20 protein-coding genes and 1 pseudogene are annotated in these 20,240 nt (G+C 54.4%); 11 read left to right on the top strand and 10 right to left on the bottom strand.

Annotated features, from left to right (window positions below):
- The first annotated feature begins 236 nt into the window (after positions 1–236).
- From ABD931_RS07100 to ABD931_RS07085, 4 genes are all read left to right on the top strand, one after another.
- Positions 237–1,223: a PorT family protein gene (locus tag ABD931_RS07100; protein ID WP_345265392.1), complete on the top strand. Its 987-nt coding sequence runs from the start codon at positions 237–239 to the stop codon at positions 1,221–1,223.
- A gap of 21 nt (positions 1,224–1,244) precedes the next feature.
- Positions 1,245–2,279: a hypothetical protein gene (locus ABD931_RS07095; protein WP_345265390.1), complete on the top strand. Its 1,035-nt coding sequence runs from the start codon at positions 1,245–1,247 to the stop codon at positions 2,277–2,279.
- Positions 2,280–2,419: 140 nt separating this feature from the next.
- The gene (locus ABD931_RS07090) at positions 2,420–2,614 is read left to right on the top strand and encodes a hypothetical protein (protein ID WP_345265388.1); all 195 of its coding nucleotides are present in this window, start codon (positions 2,420–2,422) and stop codon (positions 2,612–2,614) included.
- A 442-nt stretch (positions 2,615–3,056) separates the two neighbouring features.
- The gene (locus tag ABD931_RS07085) at positions 3,057–4,013 is read left to right on the top strand and encodes a mechanosensitive ion channel family protein (RefSeq protein ID WP_345265386.1); all 957 of its coding nucleotides are present in this window, start codon (positions 3,057–3,059) and stop codon (positions 4,011–4,013) included.
- Between the two features lie 53 nt (positions 4,014–4,066).
- Here the strand turns inward: ABD931_RS07085 and ABD931_RS07080 are convergent, their stop codons facing one another.
- The 4 genes and pseudogenes from ABD931_RS07080 to ABD931_RS07065 form a co-directional block, all read right to left on the bottom strand.
- The gene (locus tag ABD931_RS07080; protein ID WP_345265384.1) at positions 4,067–4,231 is read right to left on the bottom strand and encodes a hypothetical protein; all 165 of its coding nucleotides are present in this window, start codon (positions 4,229–4,231) and stop codon (positions 4,067–4,069) included.
- Positions 4,232–4,339: 108 nt separating this feature from the next.
- Positions 4,340–5,716 carry a sensor histidine kinase gene (locus tag ABD931_RS07075; RefSeq protein WP_345265382.1) on the bottom strand — a complete coding sequence of 459 codons (1,377 nt, stop codon included), beginning with the start codon at positions 5,714–5,716 and terminating at the stop codon, positions 4,340–4,342.
- A 3-nt stretch (positions 5,717–5,719) separates the two neighbouring features.
- Positions 5,720–6,397: a response regulator gene (locus ABD931_RS07070; protein WP_345265380.1), complete on the bottom strand. Its 678-nt coding sequence runs from the start codon at positions 6,395–6,397 to the stop codon at positions 5,720–5,722.
- 318 nt (positions 6,398–6,715) lie between these two features.
- Positions 6,716–7,577 (bottom strand): annotated as a pseudogene (locus ABD931_RS07065) (class I fructose-bisphosphate aldolase).
- Positions 7,578–7,691: 114 nt separating this feature from the next.
- Between ABD931_RS07065 and ABD931_RS07060 the strand changes: the two are divergent.
- A complete protein-coding gene (locus ABD931_RS07060) occupies positions 7,692–8,741 on the top strand; it encodes a sialidase family protein (protein ID WP_345265378.1) in 1,050 nt (349 codons plus the stop codon).
- 295 nt (positions 8,742–9,036) lie between these two features.
- Here the strand turns inward: ABD931_RS07060 and ABD931_RS07055 are convergent, their stop codons facing one another.
- Both ABD931_RS07055 and ABD931_RS07050 read right to left on the bottom strand, forming a co-directional pair.
- Positions 9,037–9,987: a sterol desaturase family protein gene (locus tag ABD931_RS07055; protein ID WP_345265978.1), complete on the bottom strand. Its 951-nt coding sequence runs from the start codon at positions 9,985–9,987 to the stop codon at positions 9,037–9,039.
- Between the two features lie 34 nt (positions 9,988–10,021).
- Positions 10,022–10,639: a metalloregulator ArsR/SmtB family transcription factor gene (locus tag ABD931_RS07050; protein ID WP_345265376.1), complete on the bottom strand. Its 618-nt coding sequence runs from the start codon at positions 10,637–10,639 to the stop codon at positions 10,022–10,024.
- A gap of 684 nt (positions 10,640–11,323) precedes the next feature.
- Here ABD931_RS07050 and ABD931_RS07045 point away from each other — a divergent pair.
- Positions 11,324–13,384 carry a heavy metal translocating P-type ATPase gene (locus tag ABD931_RS07045; RefSeq protein WP_345265976.1) on the top strand — a complete coding sequence of 687 codons (2,061 nt, stop codon included), beginning with the start codon at positions 11,324–11,326 and terminating at the stop codon, positions 13,382–13,384.
- A 187-nt stretch (positions 13,385–13,571) separates the two neighbouring features.
- Here the strand turns inward: ABD931_RS07045 and ABD931_RS07040 are convergent, their stop codons facing one another.
- Positions 13,572–14,309 (bottom strand): haloacid dehalogenase type II, encoded by a 738-nt coding sequence (locus ABD931_RS07040; protein WP_345265374.1) that lies wholly within the window; start codon positions 14,307–14,309, stop codon positions 13,572–13,574.
- A gap of 152 nt (positions 14,310–14,461) precedes the next feature.
- On the opposite strand from ABD931_RS07040, the gene ABD931_RS07035 reads away from it, so the two are divergent.
- From ABD931_RS07035 to ABD931_RS07015, 5 genes are all read left to right on the top strand, one after another.
- Positions 14,462–15,979, top strand: a complete 1,518-nt coding sequence (locus tag ABD931_RS07035) for a vitamin K epoxide reductase family protein (protein WP_345265372.1) — start codon at positions 14,462–14,464, stop codon at positions 15,977–15,979.
- Between the two features lie 70 nt (positions 15,980–16,049).
- Positions 16,050–16,205: a hypothetical protein gene (locus tag ABD931_RS07030; RefSeq protein ID WP_345265370.1), complete on the top strand. Its 156-nt coding sequence runs from the start codon at positions 16,050–16,052 to the stop codon at positions 16,203–16,205.
- A 153-nt stretch (positions 16,206–16,358) separates the two neighbouring features.
- Entirely contained in the window at positions 16,359–16,598 is a 240-nt protein-coding gene (locus tag ABD931_RS07025) for a heavy-metal-associated domain-containing protein (RefSeq protein ID WP_345265368.1), read from the top strand.
- 5 nt (positions 16,599–16,603) lie between these two features.
- Entirely contained in the window at positions 16,604–17,071 is a 468-nt protein-coding gene (locus ABD931_RS07020; protein WP_345265366.1) for a transporter substrate-binding domain-containing protein, read from the top strand.
- Entirely contained in the window at positions 17,068–18,018 is a 951-nt protein-coding gene (locus ABD931_RS07015; RefSeq protein WP_345265364.1) for a cation diffusion facilitator family transporter, read from the top strand. Before ABD931_RS07020 ends, ABD931_RS07015 begins: the two co-directional genes overlap by 4 nt.
- 45 nt (positions 18,019–18,063) lie before the next feature.
- Here the strand turns inward: ABD931_RS07015 and ABD931_RS07010 are convergent, their stop codons facing one another.
- From ABD931_RS07010 to ABD931_RS07000, 3 genes are all read right to left on the bottom strand, one after another.
- Positions 18,064–18,654: a hypothetical protein gene (locus ABD931_RS07010; protein ID WP_345265362.1), complete on the bottom strand. Its 591-nt coding sequence runs from the start codon at positions 18,652–18,654 to the stop codon at positions 18,064–18,066.
- 150 nt (positions 18,655–18,804) lie between these two features.
- Positions 18,805–19,863, bottom strand: a complete 1,059-nt coding sequence (locus tag ABD931_RS07005) for an AI-2E family transporter (RefSeq protein WP_345265360.1) — start codon at positions 19,861–19,863, stop codon at positions 18,805–18,807.
- A 22-nt stretch (positions 19,864–19,885) separates the two neighbouring features.
- Entirely contained in the window at positions 19,886–20,227 is a 342-nt protein-coding gene (locus ABD931_RS07000) for a hypothetical protein (protein ID WP_345265357.1), read from the bottom strand.
- Between the last annotated feature and the right edge of the window lie 13 nt (positions 20,228–20,240).

Below are 20,240 nucleotides of genomic sequence, written 5' to 3'. Positions count from 1 at the left end.
TAACCATTTGGCCCTGATCCGGTCCGATCTACTTAAATGCTACCGGATAAAGGAGCCCGCCCAGGCATAAATGCCTCATTCTAAGGAAATTCTAACACCATCTTAAGCCTTTTCTTATGGATAGTCAGGTTTACTCACAAGACGGTTGTTTGCCCGGCCAGGACAAACCGGCTTGTGGGCAAAGGCCGATTAGTTTATTATCAACACTCCTTCGGGAGTAAAACTTACCGTTATCTATGATGAAAAATGTCTCTTTAGCTCTGCTGGTAGTGGGAATTGCCGGAGCTAACCTGGCGTATGGCCAGCGCGACACACGCATGTATGATTACAACACAGCAACTCGCTACAACAACCAGAACATACGGTCGGGAAGTGTATCCCTGCAGCAGCATGAGGAGGGGCTTATCGATGCCTACAAAAAAGGGTATAAAGACGGCATGGAAACGGGGAACAAACTGAACAGAACAGCCACAACGGACCGCCTGAACACCCGCGAACGTCGAATGTATGCGGACCCTGAGCGGACCGGAACAAACGAAACCATTCGCCGAGACAATGACAACTCTTCTACGTCCCAGAGTCTGAATGCTGCCGAACGCCGGCGCTACGAGAACCTGCTGGCCGCTGAGGCTGAACGCAACGAGAAGAAAGAAAAGGAAGTTATCGTTACAGAAAAACGGGTACTGCCTTATCAGGCCTTTACCGGTGGTTTTTACGGCGGTCTCAATACAACCCGCTACCTGGGCGAAGACATCGACCCCGGCAACCTGTCTGGCCGGCTGGGCTATCAGTTAGGGGTGTTTACCCGCTTTGGTGGTCGGCTTTACGGGCAGCTCGGAGCCGAATATTTTGCATCCAGCTCCAACTTCTTTGTACCGGGCGGAGGGCAGAGCCTGCAGGACATCTCCGGCCAGATCAACACCCAGTGGCTACAGATTCCGGCCTATGTCGGATTTAAGCTGACCGAGTCTGACCGCGGTATTTCGGGCATTCGTCTGGCCGTAGGAGCCGAGTATGCCAACCGCCTGGGTGGCAGCAATACGGTTCAGATCAACAGTGCATCCTTCCGGAACGGCAGCTTCCTGGGTCTGGCTAATCTGGGCTTCGACCTGGGTCCGGTAATGATCGACCTGGTGTATCACCACGGATTCTCAGACCTTATCAGCGGATTCAACAACTCACAGCGCCGGTCATTTGGTGCCAACGTTGGGTTCAAATTTTAAACAACAAACCAGATCAACGTGATGAAAAAGACACTATGGCCCGTAGCAGCCCTAATAGCCGGGCTGCTGACAATGTCCTGCGAGACCAGCCGGAATGTAACAACCTCCCGGGATCGATCGGATCGCTCCGGCCAGGATTCATATACCAGCACCCAGCGGACCAATCAGGATCAGGATAGCTACAGCTACTCCTCCACCGGAAGCGAGAACCGGCAGTCGGACATGAGTAATATGACCCAGGACCGGCAGAGTGATACGGAGAAAAACAACATGCGGTCGGGTACCTACTCAGACCAGGGAACGTCGGATGACGCGCTCTCCGACAGCCGCATCCGGCAACGGCTGGGGCTGAGCAATGGACAGTACAACGATTCATACTCCTATTCTGACAATAACCGCGATCAGAACCGCAGTTATAGCGACAATCAATACGGCAATCAGAACCGTTCCTACGATTCGATGAATGACCGGAATACCTACGGTGGGTACCCGGATTACCGGTATCAGAATAACATGTATGGCTACCCGAACAACAACTACGGGAACCAGCCCTACCGGGACGAACGCTCCATATACGGCAATCAGTACAGCCATATGCAGTACGATCGCTACCCTGGCAACTCATATCCCGGTTATCAATACCCGGGTTACCAATCTTCCGGCAACCAGTATCCTGGCAACCAGTACGCCGGAGACCAGATGACTACGACCAGATCGACCAATAACCGATCAACCGGTAACCAGTCAACCAGTTATCAATCGACCGGCAACCGCCTGAATATAGAACGTCGCCAGCTTGCCGATCAGATCGACGAAATGGTGCAGAATCTGGACCGCTACCTGAAACGGATGAAGACCGACACACGCCGGGCGGCCGACACCCAGCAGCAGACCACGCAGCAGGAACTTGCCCAGCAACGCGACGAGCTAATCAAAGCCTATTATGAAGTGCAGCACGGATCTGAACAGCAGTGGAAGCAAACCCGGCGGCAGGCCAACCGGCTGGTGTATGATGTAGAAGAAAAGTTGGAGAAGCTGGACAAACCGGCGAAGTAGCCAACCCATTACGCTGCCGGTAACAGACCAGACTTAACTGATTGCGCCAGAGCCCGTGTGTATAGACGGGCTCTGGCGCAACCATAAACAATTCTGTATCAGCGATGTTGTATTAGTGCGAATAAAACGTCCAAACCGTTATGAAAAACCGCCAGCATTCTTTTTTCCGTCAAGTGTTCTCCCTGCTGTTAATTGTGTGTATAGGGATAAGTCTCAGTAGCTGCGAGATAATCGGCGATATATTTAAAGCCGGTGCCTGGTTCGGTATCATCCTGGTTGTTGGTATCATTGCCCTGGCCATCTGGCTGCTTTCCAAGCTCTTCAGGCGGGGGTAGGTTTTGCTTAGCCGGTTACACTGCGTATCCCACGCCGTTTTGATATTCTCTGCCTCATACCCTGTATCTGACGACAGGACTCAGCTCTCACCCTCTACCTGCCGCTATAGTATCATATGTACTGTGTCCGGTAAAGTTTTATCCTCCGGGAAACGTACCAGCTCATGCTGGCTGCTGGTTTATAAACGAGCTGCCGGATACAATCGCTACAAGTCTTACCCAGTACCGGAAATTACCCCCGAACAGGCCCGGCAACGTGTTGTGGGCCGGACACCCTGCAGACCTTAAAAACTCCTTAGAAAGAAAGGGCATCCCCACCAAAAACACTTTTATTAAAAACTGACAGCCAGTCACTTACAAAAAAGTCCAATAACATTGGTTTCGATTCGGTGTTTACGTAATGGTCAACACGCTGACAGCGTTGTACAAAAGCGGAAGAGACATGCAGGTAGTAAAGCTAGTGTATTTACAACAACCCGTTCAGCAACAAGCCACCGAGGGTCTGAAAACCATCTGGCAGGCGTTTCGGGAGATGGGCGAATCGGTGCTGGAGCGTCTGCCCTATGTGGGTGTTGGCGTTATCGTCTTTTTTCTGTTTCTGCTCATCAGCCGTCCGATTCGGTCGGTCGTCCGGAACCTGGGTACACGCATTCACGCGCTGGATGTTTCGTTGGCCGACCTGTTAGGTAAACTGGCGGGGGCGCTTACTGTGGTTTTGGGGTTCTTTGCGGCTGCGGTTGTGATCTTTCCGGCTTTCCGACCGGGTGATCTGATCGCCGGTCTGGGTATCACCTCCGTAGCCATCGGTTTTGCGTTTAAAGACATTCTGCAAAACTTCTTTGCCGGCATTCTGATCCTGCTTCGGCGACCGTTTAGGGTCGGTGATCAGATTCGGGTCAAAGATTTTGAAGGTACCGTTGAAGAAATAACTACCCGCTCAACCCGGCTGAAAACCTACGACGGCGAACGGGCCATTCTGCCCAATGGCGATGTATATACCAGCGCGGTACTGGTCAGAACGGCATACGAAAAGCGCCGGGCCAAAATGGTCATCGGCATCGGGTACGAAGATTCCATTGACGAAGCCCGGCAGATTATCCGGCAGGTGGTTGAGTCAACCGAAGGTGTACTGCCCGACCCTGGTCCGTGGATATACGTTTCCGAACTGGCTCCATCGTCGGTTAATTTTACGGTATACTTCTGGGCTGAGTCTCACCAGGCCAATGTGCTGAAGGTAAGCGATCAGGTTATGAGCCGCATCAAACTGGCACTGGATCAGGCTAAGATCGATATGCCTTACCCGCACACCGTACTGCTGATGAAAAGTACGCTCGATAACTCCCCTGATAATGACCTGCCGGCTACCCCTCAGAGCAACCAGCGGCATAACGGAACATGAAGTACTGGTCGCCATGCCCAGTTCGGGCACGTGGCAGCCGGTACAGATAACCATTACCACACAGAAATATTGGTTAAGCCCATTAGCAGCAGGGCTATCAGCAACAGGCCCGTGACCAGCCAGAGCAGCCAGTCGGGGCCGGAGGGTGTCGGCTCATTAGGCGGACCCGTCATCATCGGACGGGACCGGACACCCGGGGGCGTAAGGTAAGAACGCATGAAAAACAAATCGGTCATTATCCGGTTGGTTCCTGGGGAGACAAATGTGTATGGTACAAAAAAAAAACAGGACGCTTAAGGGCCGCTGAGAAACTGATTAGAATCTGCTTAAAGCCCTGGCTGGTAGGGAAGCCGTACCTGGAAGGTGGTGAGCCGCTGGTCCGACTCCGACCGGACCTGTAACCGGCCGCCGTGCAGCCGCACAATCCGGTCGACCAGCGACAGCCCAATACCGTATCCTTTTACCTCAGCCGTTTGCTGACTGCGGTAAAACGGCTGAAAAATAAAGGGCAGTTCCTGATCGGGAATGGGATCGCCTTCGTTTGACACCGTAACCTCAATACTGTCTTTGTCGAACTGCCCGTGTACCATAGCCCGGCCGTCAACGGAAAACTTACAGGCATTTTCAACCAGGTTCTTGAGCGCTGTTTTCAGCAGGGCGGTATTGCCCGGCACGGCCACCCGCTCAAAATCGTCGGGCAGGGCCTCCAAATCTACTTCTACCGAGTAGCGCTCATTGAGCCGGGAAACTTCCTGCTGCACATCCCACAGCACTTCGTCTACCCGCACCGACTCGGTCAGCAGCACGGTAGCATCTTCCGAACTTACTTTAGAGAGCTGGAGCAGCTCGTGTGTAAGGCTGGTCAGGTCCCCCACATCGTCGAGCACCGACCGGATCACCCGCTCGTATTCGGCCGGGGTACGCTCCCGCAACAGCAGCACTTCCAGTTGGGAACTGATCTGGGTAAGCGGGTTCCTCAGTTCGTGGGAGACATTGGCCACAAACATCCGCTGGAGTTGGAACGATTCTTCAATGCGGTCGAGCAGGCGGTTGATGGTGCCCGACAACCGGCCCGGCTCGTCGGTGGTATCAGCCACCAGCCGCTCGTTCAGTGTACGGGGGAAAATCAGATTCAGGTGATTTTCTATGCGTTTCATAGGCAGCAGCGCATCGCCGGTATATAGCCAGCCTGAAAAGCCTACCAGGGCCGTAATGGCCAGGAACAACAAGCCCATCATCTGCGCCATCCGGTCCAGAAAATCGTCACCGATAGAATTCCGGGCGGTTGCCACCACCACATACCGGCCAACCGGGGTGGTATATAATACCCCGGTTCCGTAGGTATTTCCCACCCGGAAGGCAGCCCGCTTCTCCTGCCGGATTCGGTCCAGCACCGTCTTTTTGATTACCCGTACCGCCGAATCGCCGGTTCGGTATACCGGCACATTCGCCTGATTATACACCACCACCTGCTGACTGGGCAGATGATCTCTCCGCAACTGACTGAGCTCGGCCAGTAGTTTGGCATCTACCTGCCGCTGCAGGAGCAGATCGCCGGTAGTAACGGCTTTCCGGTCGAGCCGGCGGTAGAAATCAGAAGACAGAAAATACCAGCTAACCCAGTACATACTGGCAAATGTAACGGCCAGAATAGCCGTTACCAGCAGGGTAAACCGCAATGTCAGCCGCGTCCGGATCGTCATGGGCTACTCCTCCCGCAAAACATAACCCATGCCAAACTGGGTATGAATCAGTTTACGCGGAAAGTCTTTATCAATTTTTTTCCGCAGGTAATTAATATACACCTCCACTACATTGGTATTCGAATCAAAATTCTGGTCCCAGACGTGTTCGGCTATTTCCATTTTCGACAGCACCCGGCCCTGATTCCGGACCAGAAACTCCAGCAGGGCAAATTCCCGGGCGGTCAGCTCAACAGACTTTCCCTCCCGCTTTACCTGTTTGGCGTCCAGGTTCATCTCAAGACCGGCGTAGGATAAAGTCTGGGCCGTCATGCCCACCGCCGTGGTTCGTTTGGCCAGCGCCCGCACCCTGGCCAGCAGTTCCGAAAACTGAAACGGCTTGGTCAGGTACTGATCCGCCCCGGCATCAAAACCACTGACCTTATCTTCGACCTCGCCCAGGGCCGTCAGCAGCAGCACCGGTGTAGCAACACCCTGGGCGCGTAATTGCTTGATCAGTTCAAAGCCGTTCAGACCGGGTATAATAACATCACTGATAATGACCGCGTACGCATTTTTTAAGGCCAGCCGTTTAGCAATGAGGCCGTCGTACGCCACATCGACGTCGAAGTGGCTTTCTTCTAAACCCTGCCGAATGGCCTGTGAGGTTTTGGGTTCGTCTTCTACCAACAGAATTTTCATACGAAATAGCTTCTAAGCAAAATTTAAGATAAGGTTAAGCATTCTCCAAAGAGTACCAGGTATTTTTGGATCATTCAGTAAAGCTATATATGCCTTTTTCATTTTACCACTAGTTGTAATAGCCACTCCGGACTTCGGGGTGGCTATTTTGTTGGGCTCTTCTAAGCGAATTCTAATGCGAAATTAAGTTCTGTCCAAAAAGCAACTCCAATCCTTGCATTATAAGTTTGAGAGTATATGCCCTTCATTAGTTCACAGGTGGAATAGCCGTTGAGCCTTACTCAGCGGCTATTTTGTTTTCTGCGCCGAAAGGAGCGCTTACGCAAGGGTCACCTCCTGGTTCAGGTACACATCCTGAATAGCGTGCAACAGCGTTGCGCCCTTGTTGAACGGCCGCTGGAATGCCTTCCGGCCCGAAATCAGGCCCATACCGCCGGCCCGTTTGTTAATGATCGCCGTTCGTACGGCTGTTTTCGTATCGCTCTCGCCCCCAAACTCGCCCCCGGAATTAATCAGCCCCGCCCGGCCCATATAGCAGTTGACCACCTGGTAGCGACACAGATCGATGGGGTGATCGGTGGTGAGATGGTAGCCATGCCCAGCGAGTGTGCCTCCTCAAAGGCTCGGGCAATCTCCACTAGCTGCCGCCCTGATTCTTCAGAGCCGAAATAAACCGTGGCCCCCACGGCTACCGCGCCCAGGTTCCAGGCTTCGCGCACGGTGCCGAACAGGATCTGGTCGTGCTTGTCAGGAAACGTCAGCAATTCGTTATGGTTGATCTTGACAATAAACAGAATCTTGTGGGCGTACTTGCGGGATACCATGCCCAAAGCACCAAAGGTAGTCGCCACGGCATTACAGCCCCCCTCGATCGCCAGCCGCAGAATGTTTTCCGGGTCAAAATACATCGGGTTCGGGGCAAACGAAGCCCCGGCGCTGTGTTTGATGCCCTGGTCGACGGGTAGGATGGACAGGTAGCCCGTACCGGCCAGCCGCCCGTGGCCGAACAACTGCCCCAGGCTCCGCAGGACTTGCGGGGAACGGTCTGACGGGACAAAAATCCGGTCGATGAATCTGGGCCAGGCAGGTGCAACTGCGCCTTCGGAACAGTTTGTGAGGTGTAGTTTAAGAGGTTGTCGGCGGCTTCGCCCAGCAGATTGGTAATGTCGGTGATGGTCATAACGTAGGTTCGTTTATGCTACAACTAAAAACGGCGACAATTGGCTACCGGCTCAATAGTAACTACGCCGGCCACAATGCTTTGGTTTATACTGGACGCTACATCTTATTTTCTATGCCGTATCAACTCCTTACCAGCCTGATCTACTGGTTTATTCTTCTTTCCGACACTCCTCCGGTTACACTGCTGGCGGCCAAAGGCTACCACCCCGTAGTTTGTACCAACCCGCAGCAGGCGGTAGAAGTGGTGTATGGTCTGGGTAACCAAATTTACTATACGTATTCCAGCGATCAGGGCCGGACGTATACACCCGCCGAGGTAGTCGATACCCTGACGGACCTTTTTCTGGTGGCCCAGCGCCGGCCTCAGATTGCGTCCAGTCAACAGACTACCCTCATTCTGGCCCTCAACAAAGCCGGTAACATCTTTGCGTATGTCCGGGATAAACAAACGGGGCAGTGGACCAAACGAATCAGCGTCTCCGACCAGCCCGATGTAGCCAAAGAAGGCTTTGTCAGCGTAGCCGCCGGCCCCGGCAATATGTTTTATGCCGTCTGGAACGACCTGCGGGGCAACGCCAAAAATAAGGTGGTCGGTGCCTGGTCAGTAGATGGCGGTAAAACCTGGTCGGCTAATCAGGTTCTCTATCAGTCGCCCGACGGGCCCATTTGCCCCTGCTGCAGCCCTTCGGTAGCCATTGAGGGCAAGCACGTGTACATTACTTTCCGGAACGCGCTAGCGGGCTCGCGGGACATTCATCTGCTGACCTCGTCGGATGGCGGACAGCACTTTGGTCAGCCGCAAAAGCTGGGTATTGGCACCTGGAAACTGGAGGGATGCCCCATGGACGGCGGGGGTGTAGCCGTTGCCAGTCCAGGACAGATAATAACCGCCTGGCGACGCGAGAACCGCATCTACGTAGCCGAGCCGGGGAAGCCCGAGCGCGAAGTGGCGCAGGGCGGCAAAAACGTAGCGCTGGCCAGTAATGCCTCCGGCAACTATATCGTTTGGCAGGCCGACGGGAAGGTCTGGGCGATTACGCCCGGACACCCGGTTCCGGTCAGCCTCGGTTCGGGTGCTTTCCCAAGGGTAGCGGCACTACCCCACAGTGCCGTTTGCGTCTGGGAAACCGAAAACGGCTTGTTGGCCACTACCCTGAAGTAGTCCTGGCCGGACCAGTTGTGTATTACCTGAGCCCCTGGCATGAGCTCACCTAACCGGTGAGCTTTTTTTGTTTGTGTCGCTTCTTCCTTGCGCTTTCGGTTACCCGCCACCTGGCTAAGGTCAGTAAATCGTTCCGCAAAACCTGACTAATCAGGGTTGGCTGGTTTTTAATATTCACGTTCCTTTCTTAATCCTGTTCGCCTATGTCTTTTTCCAGATGCCGGTTGACCATCACCGGTGCTCTGCTCCTGACAGCCATCAACAACACCCGCAACTACGGGCAAAATGTACCTGCTTAGGTAGGTTTATAAACGTCCGGCCCTGCGGTGGTGCCATTTACCCGAATAGTTTGTCTTTCGGCGACCTGATGCCACCGCCGTAGTTTAGTAAAAGGGTAGCGGAGCTGACTCCAGAACCGCCGGGGGAACGTCTCGACCCCATCGAATCCCAGCGTCACCTGACGGTCTTCTTTGGGGAAATGACCGGTGCCGAACAGATAGTCCCACAGGTTTAGCGTAAGCCCGAAGTTGACCCCATGGGCCGGCCGGGGCAACTCTTTGGCATGATGCCACATATGCGTCTGTGGATTAGCAAGGAGGTATGTCAACCGGCCCAGAGGCAGGTACACATTAGTGTGGTTAAGATGCCCTATAGCAAGCGTAAACAGATGAACAATAAAGAAGTCGGTTAAGCCGAAGCCAATCATAGCCAGCGGTATATACTCCAGCGTCCGGTAAAATACCGTCTCCATTGGATGATAACGAAAGTGAGCGGCAAAACCCATTTCTTCAACCGAATGATGTACTTTGTGAAACTGCCACAGCCACCCTACCCGGTGCAGCAAGCGGTGAATATTCCATTGCACAAAGTCACGCACCACAAACAGCGTCAGCAGTCGCGCCCATACCGGCCAGTCAGCTATATCCCAGATTACCAGATGACGAATGCCTACCGTTGCCAGTAGGTCTCTGAAGGCTTCCACGCCTACATCAGACAGCGCATTGTACCCGATCAGCGAGAACAAAAAAAAGTTAAATACCATGTAGAAAGCATCCAGCCAGAAGTCCTGCCGGAAAAGGGCCTGCTCTTTTCGCCAGGGAAACAGGATTTCCAGGCTCCAGCAAAACAGCGATAGTGCCAGTAGCCAATACACGAAATTGGTCCAGTGGGGGTGGAGTACTTCCCGATACAGATAGGCGCTGAAACCCAGGAAAGACTCTAATAGTATCTGTCCGTATTTTTCGATTCCTGCCATGACTTACCTTGGCTTTACGGGTGAATTACTGCGGAAAAGCAACCGGCAGACCGAGTCGTTTCCAATCGGGGAAGCCCTCTTCCAGCCGGGTAGCCCGGTATCCCTGATTTTTGAGCCGGACCACCGCTTCGTCGGCAAATACACAGAAAGGCCCCCGACAATAAACAATAATTTCTTGTCGGGCCGGGAGGCTCTTGACTTGCAAGTCCAACTGGTCGATAGGAACAGAAATTGCCCTGGGAATATGCCCCATCCGGTATTCTTCGGCCGGTCTTACATCCAGAAGTACAACTTCATCCAACTCCAGCTTTTCCGTGAGTGCTTCAATGGAAATGGCTTCCAGACTGTCCCGGCTATGCCGGAAGTCGTCTATAACCTGTTTCACTTCGGGTATCTGACGAATGCTCAGTGAACGCAGGGCATACCATGCACCAAATACCTCCGGACTGGCAAGCGTATAATAAATAAAATGACCCTGCCGGCGGGTGCTGACCAAGCGAGCCTGTTTGAGCACCTGCAAGTGCTGCGAAGCGTTCGCTACCGATGCATTAATTTCCTGAGCAATGACTTCTACCGTTTTCTCGCCCTGGGCCAGCAGGTCGATAATCTCCAGCCGGTTAGGGTTTGATAATGCTTTTGTCATTTGAGATATACCACTGTAAACCCCTTCTTTGAATTGTCTCTTCTCCATAATAATCCGCTGCTCCCTATTACATGGCACAAAACTAACCATTTAATCAATTATTCAATATATTTATTGATTATACAACATCTTTTTTTGATTCGGGTTTGGTGTGTAGTGCCAAAATCTTACAAACCTGAAGCCGAATTGTGTAACTCGTTCCTGGTGAACAAGCGGTTACTTTGCCAACACACTACCCCAAAGCTTCAACCCGATATGAGACACCAACATCAGTATATACTGCACGGCCTCCAGACGGCAGAACAAGCCCAGAAGATTAAACAGGCTTTGCTGGCACAGGCAACTGTTGTAGATGCGAAAGTCACCGTGGAGCCTCCACAGGCTACCATTACCGTAGATGAGTACCCATCCATTGATGATGTACAGCGGGTAGTCTCCACGGTTGGCCCTTTTCATGTCATGGAAGCGCAGCAGGCTGACCATACCAATCCCGGCCACCATACCCACAGCGGGCACCACCATCATGCCGGGCCTACGATTCCTGCCGGTAACGGACACACTGCTCATGCTCACCATTATACCCACGGTACGCCGGAAAAGGAGATTGTACAGGAAGAAACCAAAGAACCACCTGCCGAGCAGCCGGCGCAGCAGCATATCGGACACAACAGTCACAGTGGCATTATGGACCACACTCAACACCATGGCGGTGCAGCGCATGGTCAGATGGACCACACCACAATGGACCACAGCCATGCCGGGCACGGCAGCCACGGCGTCCATGACCACGGGGCGATGATTGCCGATTTCCTGCGCCGGTTCCGGGTATGTCTGGTGCTGTCGGTACCGGTGATTGCGTTGTCCATGATGTTTCAGGACCTGGTCGGGTATCATCTGGATTTTCCGTACCGGGAACCTATTGTAGTGGTTCTGGCAAGCGTCATTTACGTCTATGGTGGCTGGCCATTTCTGACCGGTATGGTTGGTGAATTACGCACCCGGCAGATGGGCATGATGACGCTGGTGGCGGTTGCCGTTACGGCTGCTTACGTCTATAGCGTAGCGGTATCGGTCGGCTGGCTACAGGGAATGGATTTCTTCTGGGAACTGGCCACGCTGATCGACATTATGCTGATTGGGCACTACCTGGAAATGAAATCCGTAGCCGGAGCCTCCCGCTCCCTCGAACTGATTGTGCAAATGCTGCCCGCCGACGCCCATAAAGTGCAGGGCAGCACCATCACCGATGTGAAAGTCGACACCCTGCACCCCGGCGATCTGGTGCTGGTGCGGCCGGGCGAGCGCATTCCAACCGACGGGAACGTAGTAGACGGTGAAAGCTCCGTCAACGAAAGTATGCTGACCGGCGAAAGTGTGCCGGTACAGAAAGGGGCCACCGACTCCGTAATAGCCGGCGCGGTCAACGGCGAAGGCTCCCTCACCATCCGGGTGACGCATAAGGGCGAAGACAGCTACCTGAACAAGGTGGTGAACATGGTGGCCGAAGCCCAGAACGCTAAATCGCAGACCCAGGCGCTGGCCGACCGGGCTGCGGGCTGGCTGACTATACTCTCCTTATCCGTTGGTCTGATTACGCTCATCGCCTGGCTTTGGGGTGGTAAAGAGGTATCGTTTGCGGTAGAGCGGATGGTCACCGTGATGGTAACCTCCTGTCCGCACGCCCTGGGTGTAGCCATTCCGCTGGTCGTAGCCATTTCTACCGCTATCTCCGCGCAAAAAGGCTTACTCATCCGCAACCGCACCGCCTTTGAGGAAGCCCGCAAGATTACCGCCATGGTGTTCGACAAAACCGGTACCCTGACCGAAGGCGAATTTGGGGTTACCCGCGTGAAGGTATTGACCGGTGGTGCCGATGAAGCCGCTTTTCTGCGGATGGTGGCCGCTCTGGAGCAGCAGTCGCAGCACCCCATTGCACAGGGTATTGTCCGGAAAGCTAAAAAGCGCAAACTGGATCTGCCGGCCATCAGCAACTTCCAGTCGATTACCGGTAAAGGTGTTTCGGCTACTATTGATGGGAAGCAGGTGCTGGTCGTCAGCCCCGGCTATCTGAAAGAAAACGGGATTGAGCAGCCGCAGGATGCCTACGGCAGCGGTGCCGAAACGGTGGTATTTGTGCTGGTTGATGGACAGTTGGCAGGCTACGTGGCACTGGCCGATAAAATCCGGGAAGACTCCAAAGATGCCGTCCGGCGATTGCAGGAAGCAGGTATCAAGGTCTATATGGCTACGGGAGATAACCGGAAAGTAGCCGATGCGGTAGCCAGCGAATTGGGCCTGGACGGCGTCTACGCCGAAGTGCTGCCCGAGCAGAAGGTAAACGTGGTAAAGGATTTACAAAAGCAAGGTGCGTTTGTGGCCATGACCGGCGATGGCGTAAACGATGCGCCCGCCCTGGCGCAGGCCAACGTAGGTATTGCGGTCGGCTCCGGCACCGACGTTGCCGCCGAAACCGCCGACATCATTCTGGTCAACAGCAAGCCCACCGATATTACCAACCTGGTGGAGTTTGGCAAGGCCACCTACCGCAAGATGATCCAGAATCTGCTCTGGGCTACAGGCTACAACGTCATTGCCATTCCGCTGGCGGCCGGGGTGCTGTATCCCAACTTTGTCCTGAGTCCGGCCATCGGGGCGGTTCTGATGAGTGCCAGTACGGTTATCGTTGCCATTAATGCCCAACGCCTGAAGGGCAGCCTGAAGGCTTCTGAGAATACCCATCGGTAAGCCGATCCGGCCGGCACCAGGAATAAGTAGACCATAAACCCGGTTTATTTAATTAATGAACCGCGGCTGGGCCTGCCGCTACCGGACGAGGTGCAGCACACCCGCCGGATCATGTCCCGCCTGCTGGCCCACGACGGCTGGTTTTGGCAGGACATCTACGGCCTCAACCAATTAACTATTCAACCAGTTACCCAGCCTCACCGCGCTGTTTAGCCTCCAGTTGGCCGGCCAGGTCCACGAGTGTTGATCCGGTCAGGGCGGGAGCGGCCGTTAACGGGTACAGGGCCTGCCCTTTCCGGGCCAGAAAAGCCGTATACAGCCCGGCATGGCTCGCACCGGCAATATCCCAGCCGTGAGCGGTGACCATTAAGGCTTCGTTGGGCTGTACCTCCAGGTGAGCCAGCGCCAGCTGGTACGGGGCCGGGTGCGGCTTGTAACGCTGGGTGGCCTCTACACTCAACATGGCGTCAAAGAAAACGTCCAGGCCGGATTGCGCCATCTGTTTATGCAGGGTCTGGGCGGGTGAGTTGGTGAGGGCCGCCAACCGGAATCCGCCGGCTTTCAGCCGCTTCAGTCCTTCCTTACAATCGGGATGGGGCGGTAGTTGCCCAAAGGTGTTTAACAACTGCTGCCGCTGCTCGGGCGACACCGCCTTGTCGAAAAACTGGCTGGTCATGGCCATGGCGGCTTCGCCAATCTGCCGGAAGTCATGGAAGTTCTCCGTGATGGTGTCGACCAGTGAGTAGTGCAGCAGTTGCGAAAACCAGTGCCGGAACGCAAAAGGCTGCTCAAACGCCCGCCCAAAAGCCTGCTCGACCTCGCTCAGATCCAGCAGCGTCTCGTTCACATCAAACAGAATAACTTTAAGCCGGGAAATATCCAGCCCCTTGGGCAGATCGGTGGGATTGGCGTAAAATGAACTCATACTCCAGCGCGTTTGATGGCAATGCCTTCTAAACCAACCTGTTTTAAAAGAGTTTCTAAAGAAGACAGGATCAGAGCCAATGGGGTTACTATACTAAAACACCCGCAGCCTGCTGATCCGAGCCTGAACTGTTACTAAAAGGCCAGACTGGCATGGACACGAAAATGGGAAAGCGCGGAGTGACCCGGCCCATGATGCATGAGCATCAGCAGGAAGACGGCCATCCGGCCGGGCACGACCAGCATAACGATCAACAGCACAAAATGACGCCGGAGCAGCGCAAGGAGATGCTCCAGATGCACCATAATCAGACGCTCTGGATTTACTGGCTGGTGGTTATTCTGGGCGTCTGGGTCATCCTGTCGCCCCTGACGTTCGATTACGGCAAAAACCCGGTGGTGCCCAGCGGAGGCCGCTCGGTCTGGCTGTCGCTGGACAGTCGCATTTTGGCCATGAAATGGAGCGACATCATCAGCGGGGCATTGCTGGTCATTTTCGGCTACCGATCGCTGACGCCCAACCGGCCCATCAGCCTTTGGATCTGCTGCTTTGTAGGAGTCTGGCTGAGCATTGCCCCGCTCCTGTTCTGGTCGCCCACGGCGGTGGCTTACCTGAATGATACGCTGGTCGGTGCCCTGGTAGTTGCCCTGACTATCCTGATTCCGGGCATGCCCAACATGATCATATACATGGAAATGGGTCCCGACACGCCCCCCGGCTGGAGTTATAACCCGTCGAGCTGGCCACAGCGGTGGATCATGATCGTAACGGGCCTGATGGGCTGGCTGGTATCGCGGTACCTGGCTGCGTTTCAGCTCGGCTATATCGATACCATCTGGGACCCGTTCTTCGGCGAAAGCACCCGGCGCGTACTGAACTCGGCCATGTCGCACTCCCTGCCGGTTTCCGATGCCGGGCTGGGGTCGCTAGCCTACACCTTTGAGTTCCTGATGGGCTTCATGGGTAGCCCCGCCCGCTGGCGCACCATGCCCTGGATGGTTACCTTCTTCGGCATTCTGGTGATTCCGCTGGGGCTGGTGCATATCTTTCTGGTGATCTCGCAGCCCCTGGCCGTTGGCTACTGGTGTACGTTTTGCCTGCTGGCTGCGGCCATTATGCTGCCCATGATTCCGCTGGAGGTGGATGAGGTCATAGCTATGGTGCAGTACATGAAAAAGCAGGTGCGTAAAGGCGAATCCTTCTGGAAGGTGTTCTGGAAAGGGGGCGGGATGGAGGATGGCGATATGGACCAGCGAACCCCCGACCTGATGAAGTTTCCGCAGGAGCAGGGCCATATCTTCCGGGCCTCGATCTGGGGCATGAGTTTTCCGTGGACGCTGGTGCTGTCGATGCTGCTGGGTATCTGGCTGGTGTTTTCACCCGCCGTATTTGGGGTAGCCATTCAGACCCCGGCGGCCGGCGTCAATCACCTGGGTGGTGCCCTGATCGTGGTGGTATCGGTCGTCTGCATGGGTGAGGTCCTGCGCATCGGGCGGTACCTGAATATACTCCTGGGGCTGGCCGTAGCCGTGAGCATCTGGTTTACCGGCAACACAACCGCCTTTCTGTCTATCAGCAGCCTGGTATCCGGCGTGCTGGTAGCGCTGCTGGCGCTGCCGCGTGGCCCCAAAACCGAGACGTACGGCGGCTGGGATGAATACGTACGATGACTGACGCGGCCCAACCTGGGTGTTGTTCAATTGGTTTCTGTACTGTTTTCTGCGAAAAAAGGCTATACCGATGCCACCACATGATGCTCTTTCGCAGCACTCAGGAACTGATCCGGAAGAGCAGATTCAGGGCGTATTATGCCTCCTTCACCGGTCCGGTACGCACGATTTCACCTGGTCGGGCCGGGTCGTGGCTATGATGGATCCTACCCTTCAGCAACAGTAGCTAGTTCTGTCTGCCGGAGTCGTTTAAAGCCAAGCGTGGCTGAAGCCAAACATTACCGGTGCTTTCCTGTTTACCTCACAGACACCCAGGCGGGGTTCTCCGGTTTTTTACTATGCCAGGTCCTGTTTAGTGACCATTAATTTTCCTGTAGCTATGAAAGTCCTGAAATTCAAAACCAATATTAAATGTGGCGGCTGCGTAGCCACGGTTAGGCCGTTTTTAGACGGAGAAAAAAGCATTTCCAAATGGAACGTCGACACCGACAGCCCCGATAAAATCCTGAGCGTTTCGGGCGAAGACGTGGATCCCCAGCGTGTTGAAAATCTGGTAAAAGAGGCCGGCTATAATGCCGAAATGGTGCGGGTAGTCGGTATCGGGGGCGGGGAGCTGTAATGCCTATGAAGCATGTTATTCTTCTGATTGTGCTCTGCCTGCCCGCCTGGGGGTGCGATACGTATCCGAAAGACCCCCGAAACACCCTGAAAACCGCCACGGGCGGCACCCTGCGGGTTGGCTACTCGGAGAACCCGCCCTGGGTTATTAAAACCGACAGCGTACCAACCGGCATAGAGGCCAACCTCGTCAAAGCGTTTGCCGCCACCCTTAAGGCTCAGGTTGCCTGGCATAACGATACCGAGCAGAACCTGTTTGAAGACCTGGAAAAGCAAAAGCTGCACCTGGTCATTGCCGGCATCACCGACAACAATCCCTGGAAGAAGAAAGTAGGGCTGACCCGACCGTTTGTCGAAACAGGCGAAAAGAAACATGTCATGGCTGCCATCCAGGGGGAAAATGCCTTTATCGTACGTCTGGAGCGGTTTCTGCACGAGCATGAGCAAGCTATCAACGCGCGGGTTCAGCCATGAAACAACTAAAACGTTTTGAATTTCCGGAGGAGCTCCGGCCCGACTTTGAGCGGGCCAGGCGGCTGGAGTGGATCACAATTGCCTATCTGATCTCCACGGCCATAACCGTTTACCTGACCATGGGCAACTCGCAGGCCATGAAAACGGCCTGGTTTGAGGACCTGCTGAGCCTTACCCCTTCCGTTTCGTTCCTAATTGCCTCGCGCATTTTCATGAAATCGCCGAATAAGAATTTCCCTTATGGCTACCATCGGGTGGTTAGCATTGCGTACCTGTGCAGTGCGCTGGCGTTGTTTTCGATTGGTGCTTTTCTGGTGATCGACTCTGCAACGACGCTGGTCAAGGCGGAGCATGCCACCATCGGCACAGTCGTATTGTTCGGCTATCCGATCTGGCTGGGTTACCTGATGATTGCCGCTATGCTCTGGGGTACTTTCCCGGCCATGATTTTAGGCCAAAAGAAGCTGCCGCTGGCCAAAAAACTCCACGAAAAGAACCTGTATACCGATGCGAAGATGAACAAAGCCGACTGGATGACAGCCGCTGCCGCAATTTTTGGCATACTAGGCATCGGTATGGGCTGGTGGTGGGCCGATGCCGTGGCCGCCCTGGTTATCGCCGTCGATATTGTACACGATGGCTATATCAACCTGAAACAGGCAATATTTGACCTGATGGACGAGATTCCGAAGACCGTAGACAATCAGACAACAGACCCTTTGCTGGACAGCATAAAAAGCAAGCTGGCTGGTTTCGCCTGGATTAAGGACTTTCGTATACGCCTGCGCGAAGAAGGACATATCTACCTCGGCGAAGGTTTCATCGTCCCTAATCAGGAGGAGAACCTGACCCTCCTGATCGAAAACGCAGCCAGCGAAATACAAAGCCTTGACTGGCGTATACAGGAGTTCGTTATCATGCCGGTCCGGATACTCCCGGAGGACTAAGCCCACCGCATCAGCACAAGCTGCGGCAACGCTGTAGCGGATTCGTCAGGGTTGGTTTTGCGGCATCAGATTCACGGGTTTGTAGATCATTATGACCGTGCCGAGCCGGTTGTCCAGCGACATAATCGGTACCGACAGGCGGTAGGTATCACCGGCATTCTGGAAATACGCGTCCGGCTGTTGAATCAGGGTGGCCGGGTAGCGATCCGTTACCGGCACATTCTGATTCTTTTTGTTGGTCGACAGGATTACGCTTCCGTTTGGCCCTACCAGCAATAATTCACGGACACCCTTTTCCTGGATCAGAGAATTAAAATACTGGTTAATATCAGACTGATTATACGTCGACGACGGATTACGGGTCATCACGTTCTGCATCGCCCACGCCAGTGATTTAAGCATCAGCGTCAGCGTGTGGCGGTCATTCTCAACCTGCCCGGTCCGGACCTGCTGCGCCATTGCCTTCCGTTCGTCATCCCACTGCTTGTTGAGCTGCCAGTTCCGGTAGATCATGTAGAGCAGACCCAGCAGCAATACACCCGCCAGTACGTAAGGCAGCCAGTTCGGGGCTGAATTGCGATTGCTGCCGGAGGAAGAATGATGGGCATGGTTTTCATCTTGTGTTTTGCTGTCCATAACCGTTCGATTTTAGGGTAACGCATCGCTGCTCCGGCGATTTTGCCGATATGCCATACACTAATAAACACCGGCCGGATAAAGGAAGCCTTAAGCAGCGCTCAGAAGTTATTTAATGGGCTGCCGGTTGTGTGAGAACCCGAGAGCTTGTTACCGGCCGGTAGCCGATGCGGCAGTCCGGCGCTTTTCCAGCACATCCTTCACATACAGCTCGCCGACAATGACCCGCAGCACGGCAATTAAGGGTGAGGCAAAGAGCACCCCGACCACGCCCACCATCAGACCCAGGAGCACCTGACCAAACAGCAGCAGAGCGGGCGGAACAGACACAAACTTTTTATCCAGCAAGGGGGTCAGGATGTAGCCTTCCAGGGATTGAATACCCATGTACAGGAGAAAGACGTATAACGCCAGTTTGGGTTCCTGCGCAAAAGCCAGCAACATGGCCGGGGCCACGGCAATGTACGGACCAAAGTTAGGAATGAAGTTTGTTGCCCCGGCAATGATGCCCAGCACCACCGGAAACGGAATCCCTAATAACGCCACACCGACCCCCGAAGCCACTCCAACGACAGTCATGGTGATGGAGCGGCTGATAAACCAGTTGGCCAGGGTATGATAACATTTATCCAGTACCTGACTGACCCGCTCCCGGTAGGGCGGATTGATTAGTTCTACTAAACCCTCTTTGTAATTGGTAGGACTGGATGCCAGATATAAGCCCGTAATCAATACGATCAGGAAGTTGACGAGCGTGCCCAGGGTAGCCGAAAAAATACCCGTTACTCTGGACAGCACATCTTTTTGCTCCGGCATGAGCTGGCTGGGCTGGCTCGGCAAACCCTGCAACAACCGCTGCCCCCACCCCGACCGGGCGAGCTTTGCTTCTGTTTGCCGGATGGCCTGTGGGAGGGTTTCCGATAACTGGTCGACCTGCCGGCTGATCTTAGGAGCCAGCAACCACCCGGTTCCGCCAATCAGCAACAAAATAAGCAGACAGACCACCACCATAGACAGACTGTACCGCAACCCGGTTAAGCGACTGAAAAGACTGGTCAGGCCGCTGATCAGAACGCCGAACAGAATGCCCCCGAAGACCAGAAAGAAAAAGTTGGCGGCATAGGCCACCAGCAGAAACAGGCAGGCGATAGACAGACCAACAAAGGCAGCAATAGCCGCCTTGCGGATGAACGAAATGTGTTGTTCCATATAGCCAAAAAGTTTCTGCCCATCAGGCGGGTGATACATAGCCGGCATCGGGTAGGTTGAGCTGGTAGGTCAGCGTGGCGGTAAACTCAGCCGGGCCGGAGCCGGCAATCAGTTCAACCATGATCCGGTCCTGTACCGCAAACGACGTACCAATGGCCACCTCCGAGGCCTGCCCGCCCGCGAAATCCGCCAGCGGAGCCGCCCAGAGCGGCACGTTGTTTTCGTCCCGGACCGTGAGCCGCAGTTGATTCAGAGCACTAGGGTTTTTGTGAAACAGAAGCGTCTCCAGCCGAACCGTATGCACCCCATCTCTGGCATCAAACGTCACCTGCGTATTGTAATGCGATAGGTGAATGCTTTCCATCAGCCTGCCTTTT

It is taken from the genome of Nibrella viscosa, assembly GCF_039541875.1.
Taxonomy (GTDB): Bacteria; Bacteroidota; Bacteroidia; order Cytophagales; family Spirosomataceae; genus Nibrella; species Nibrella viscosa.
The sequence above is the reverse complement of the archived record's forward strand: the minus strand, read 5'-3'. Positions and strand labels throughout refer to the sequence as shown.